This window comes from Microcystis sp. M049S2 (genome assembly GCF_020245625.1).
Lineage (GTDB): Bacteria > Cyanobacteriota > Cyanobacteriia > Cyanobacteriales > Microcystaceae > Microcystis > Microcystis ichthyoblabe_A.
Window position 1 is genome coordinate 1 of sequence record NZ_JADBUN010000061.1, and the last position, 5,292, is coordinate 5,292.

Genomic DNA, 5,292 nt, shown 5'->3' on the forward strand with positions numbered 1-5,292 from the left:
GTTACTATCTAAACTCCACAAGTGGAGATGATTACTATCGTTATATTTCCATAAAACTTGATTGACTCCGTTGACGGTTTCTGCTGCTAGAGTTTGCCAACCAGGGTAGGTATTTGTGGTAATCTGAGTGGCCCCAATTTTGATGGCGATGGGGTTATTATTGCCAATTTGGGTGTAAAGTTTATTAGTCGCGTCTTGGACTAATTTGGTGTTACCAAAAGCTTCAATTGGGATGATAGTAAATGTCTGTTGCTCTTCAAATGCGCCAATATCTACTGTCCCACCAATGATGCGACTAAAACCTGTTCCCCGTTGATCAAAGGGAATTTGTTCAGTTTTGTTACCATCACCATCTATATCCATACTATCTAATGGAACCAGAAGATTATTACCTTTATTGATAGCAGGACTATTAGAAAGAACAGCGTGGGTTAATGTGATTCCACCATTGTTTTGTAGTGGCCCAAGTTTAGGGTTTGGGTTGACAAGATCGGTTCCTGTACCAATACTTCCACTTGCTCCACTTAAATTACCAATGAGATTGTTATTGTCACCGTTAATGGGACCAGACAAATCGGGGTTTAAAGTGCTACTTGTCACGCTATTATTTGGGGTATCAAAGTTACCTGCAATAATAGTATTTTTAGCATTAACTACACCTTTAGCATTATTATTAAGTCCACCATTGATTTCATTATAAATTCCGCCTCCTGTTCCACCGCTTGTATTGAAATTTGATGTAGATGTGTTGTTCGTGATGGTATTGTTGCTAAGATTAAGGTTTCCCCTAGATTCATTATAAATTCCGCCACCACTCCCAGAAGCAGAATTGCCACTAATTGTTAAATTAATAGCCGTAAAAGTTGCTCTTGTATCACGAGGAGGAACATTTCTAGACCCTGGGACTGTATAACCAGTATTCAAGATGCCGCCGCCAAAACTTGCACTATTATTGCTAATAGTGCTATTCACAATAGTTACATTATGCAAAGTGTCGTTATAATTATAAATACCACCACCATACTTTGTTGCACTATTACCGTCAATCAAACTATTAATAACTGTAAGATTTGCCGTTCGATTATCTATACCACCACCAAAGCCAGTAGTAATATTATTTTGGATTATTGTATCAATAACAGTAGCATTGCCAGAATTATTATAAAGACCACCATCTGCGTTACTACTAACTACACTTTTTGATATATTTATTGTTCCAGAATTATAAATGCCAGTATCACCATTACGATCAATTATTGTACTCTCAACATTAGCATATTTGTTATTACTGCCAAAGAGATCAGGTGAGTTATATAAACCAGATTGTCCATTTTGATTGATGATAGCCTGACTAATGTTAAGTATATTATTATTTTCAATTCCATTACCTGTATTGCTATTAATTGAGGTTCCAGTAACGGTAGTAGTTCCCTTATTTTCTAATCCTGCGCTGAGATTGCTATTGATTGAACCATCAGTGAGCGTTAATGATCCAGTATTATAAATACCAGTATCATTGTTATTGTTGAAAGCAGTTTTAGAAATATTAGCTGTACCTCCATTATAAAAGCCACCTCCATTAAATCCAGTCTTGTTACTGTTGACAACGCTATTAGTTACTGTTAATGTTCCGCTAGAATAAATACCCCCTCCATCATAAGTAGAGTTATTTTCATTAATGGTGCTATCGTTTATGGTTAGTGATCCTTCGTTATAAATACCACCACCATATCCACTTGAGTTTTGATTTATCGTGCTTGATTGAATAATAGTATTACCGAAATTGCTAATACCTCCACCCCTTGTTGATGCACTACCGCCGGACATGGAAACGTAAACATTTTGAGTGATTATGCTATTGCTAATATTAGCTAAAGCATTTTGATCAACAAGAATACCTCCTACTGCTGATTTCGTAATAGTTATTTTATCTAAGGAAAAATTGCTGTTAGCTAAGACATGAAAAATGCGATTACCCTTACCATATCCACTACCTAAACCACTGCCATCAATAACAGCCTGACTTGTACCTAAACTTTTAATCGTAACTTTACCACCTGGTAAAATATCCAAATCACCAGTTTTGGCTGTATTATCCCACAAATCCCCGAAAACCATGTTAGTGAGAAAATAGGTTTGTCCCCCTTGTAATTCAATAATATAGTCATTGGTAGTGTCTGCATTGGCTATTAAAATCGCATCTCGTAATGACAATCCACCAGTAGTGGTCCCATCATTTTGATCGGCGGTCGTATTAACGGTCAAAATAATTGGTGCAGATTTTTCTACAGAAATATTACTGCCTGTAATCGTAATATTTGCAAAGTCATTTTCAGTTGTAATTCTTGCTACTTCTTGCGTTGTCAAATCTACTCCCCGGACTAATGCCGAGAAATATTCTCCTTCATCTCCAGGAGCATCATTCTGATTAATTTGAGCATCCACATAATGCCCAATTTCTTCTAAAATTACATTAATTATCGCTGCTGGCGAAGCTGTATTTAAAAAAGATGCTGATAGATAAATCTTATTGGTACTGCTGGAATATGCACCATTCGCCGTCCCCAAAACCTCATCACTGAGTACCTCAATCGGGGGAATTTGACTAAAATTTCGGCTTTTCCACTGTTGTCGTAATTGCGTCGCTTTAACCACATCATAACTTGTGCCAAAAGCGATAGCCAAATTCGCCCAAAAATCATCAGATTGAGCGAAATTAAACAAAACATCGTCAACAACAGGAAGAATCGGCAAAAGATAAGAAGTCATGACATTAACTGCAAAAGTTTACTGCTAACAATTTTAGCTCAACAATCCCCAATCTTTCAAGGGTGCCATAACAAAAATTAACATTTATTACAAGAAAACGGGTTTCTCGAAGAAACCCGTTTTCTGCGATGAAGTTTGCATAATTATTCCCGTTTGTTCAGTGACTTGTGACGTAAAATCTTAGGAGTCACTGATAATTGCTGATTGTCAGTATTTCTGCATAAGTAGGTAGGCGTTAAAAGTTGTCAGATCCCCCCGCCTATCGGCACCCCCCTTATCAAGGGGGGCAGGGGGGATCGAACCTAAAATCCATTTTTAATTTAATTATAACCAGCTACTTAAGTGCGTAAAAGCTGATAGGATAACGAACGGAAAAAATACAGATTGTCAAGACGCGACAAATCGCTATAATCATCCCAGCAGAGGCGATAGTAATACCTCGATCATCCACTGGTTAACGATCGCTAATGATTAGACAAACTTGGTTTTCTCAAGCGGTTTCGAGACAGCGAACCCGTGATTTTCCCGGTCGATCATGGACGGTGAGCTTGTCGAATCCGTTGATCGAGCCTCCACATTTCGACAAGCTCAATGACCACTTGGCTTTTTTTGGAGTTGATCGAACCATGTTGCAAGGATGGATTCAAATCGCGCTCACGATCCTGATAATTGTGGCGATCACCCCCTTTTTCGGGCGCTATATGGCTAGGGTGTTCATGGAACAGAGAACCCTACTCGACCCACTGTGCGATCGAGTCGAGAGTCTTCTTTACAGCTTCGTCGGGGTGAAAGGGAAAGAGAATATGACTGGCTGGCAGTACCTCCGCGCCGTTCTCTACAGTAACGCGGTAATAGCAATTCTGGTTTTTTCCCTGATTGCCGGCCAAGGATTCCTTCCCCTCAACCCGACGGGGATCCCCGCTCCTTCTTGGGACACCACGCTACATACAACGATTTCCTTTATCACCAACAGCGACCAACAGCATTATTCTGGAGAAACCACCCTCAGCTACGCGAGTCAGATCTGGGGTCTTGGCTACCAGATGTTCACCTCGGCCGGAACCGGTCTAGCGGTGGGGATCGCCTTTATTCGGGGACTGACGGGGCGACCGTTGGGCAATTTTTATGTGGATCTGATCCGAGCGATCACCCGTATCCTCTTACCGATCTCGATCGTGGGGGCAATTGCCCTGATCATCGCCGGAGTCCCGGAAACCCTCGCCGGCCCGGCAATCTTGCCGACGCTAGAAAACCCCAACCTCAGTCAGGCGATCGCCCGTGGTCCAGTGGCCCACTTCGAGATTATTAAGGAATTGGGAGAAAACGGCGGCGGCTTTTTTACCAGCAACTCGGCCCACCCCTTGGAAAACCCGAACGGATTCGTCAATCTGGTGCAGTTGGTGGCGATTCTCTCGATTCCCACCTCCCTGATCTATACCTACGGTGTTTTCGCCGATAATCTCAAGCAAGCTCGATTAATCTATCTAATTCCCCTCGGTATCTTCATCGGCTTTACGATCATCACAGCGATCGGGGAATATAACGGCAACCAGGCGGTTAACTCCCTGCTAGGGGTCGATCGAGCGGTTAACTTCGAGGGCAAAGAAGTACGCTTCGGTTGGGCGCAATCGGCCTTGTACGCGGTAACTACCACAGCCACCATGTGCGGTGCGGTGATCGCCATGCACGATTCTTTGATGCCGAACGGCGGCTTCGCCACCCTCTCGAATCTGTTCCTGCAAATCGTTTTCGGCGGCCAGGGAACCGGCACCGCCTACCTGTTTGCCTATCTAATCCTGGCGGTATTCGTCACCGGGCTAATGGTGGGAAGAACCCCCGAATTGTTCGGGCGCAAAATCGAGAAACGGGAAGTGGTGTTAGCCAGTTTTTTAATTCTGCTGGTTCACCCGATCGCCATCCTCATCCCCGGAGCGATCGCCCTTGCTATCCCTGATTTTCAAGGCATCAGTAACCCCGGCTTTCACGGATTATCTCAAGTCATCTACGAGTACGCTTCCGCCGCAGCCAATAACGGATCGGGATTCGAGGGACTAGGAGATTCCCAACCCTCGCCGATCGCGATTGCAGCTGGGGCGAAACCGACGATTACCGCTCTCTGGTGGAATCTCAGCGCCTCCTTTAGTTTACTGGCTGGACGGTATATCCCGATCGCTGCCCTGCTCTTGTTAGCTGATGGGATGTCCCGCAAACAACCGGTTCCCGCCACCACCGGAACCCTCCGCACCGATACCGGACTCTTTACCGGCGTGACGGCGGGGGTGATTTTAATTCTCGGTGCGCTGACTTTCTTGCCGATATTAGCCCTCGGGCCGATTGCGGAAGCCTTTCAAATCACGCGGATGATCGGCTAGGAGTTTAGACAGGGTTTGCGGCAAAAAGTTTTTCCGGGGGGTAGGGTGTGGGGTGTGGGGTGTGGGGTGTGGGGTTTTACCAGTTTTGAGGTGGCCAATTACCTAATTTTCAGGGAAAAAGTGCCTAAATTTCCCCCCGATCACTCCCATA

General features: G+C 43.8%; 2 protein-coding genes. One reads left to right on the forward strand and one right to left on the reverse strand.

Translation table 11 applies throughout. The features are described 5' to 3' along the window. Nucleotides 1–2,769, reverse strand: a 2,769-nt coding sequence (locus IM496_RS05190; protein ID WP_287661451.1) for a choice-of-anchor Q domain-containing protein, incomplete at its 3' end; no start/stop codon positions are given. Nucleotides 2,770–3,395: 626 nt separating this feature from the next. Here IM496_RS05190 and kdpA point away from each other — a divergent pair. After that, complete coding sequence (gene kdpA / locus IM496_RS05195) at nucleotides 3,396–5,141, forward strand: potassium-transporting ATPase subunit KdpA (protein ID WP_287661452.1); 1,746 nt, start codon at nucleotides 3,396–3,398, stop codon at nucleotides 5,139–5,141. Nucleotides 5,142–5,292: the final 151 nt, after the last annotated feature.

Coding starts and splice junctions, on each gene's coding strand:
- kdpA (WP_287661452.1), top strand. CDS start 3,396: ATGTTGCAAGGATGGATTCAAATCGCGCTCACGATCCTGATAATTGTG.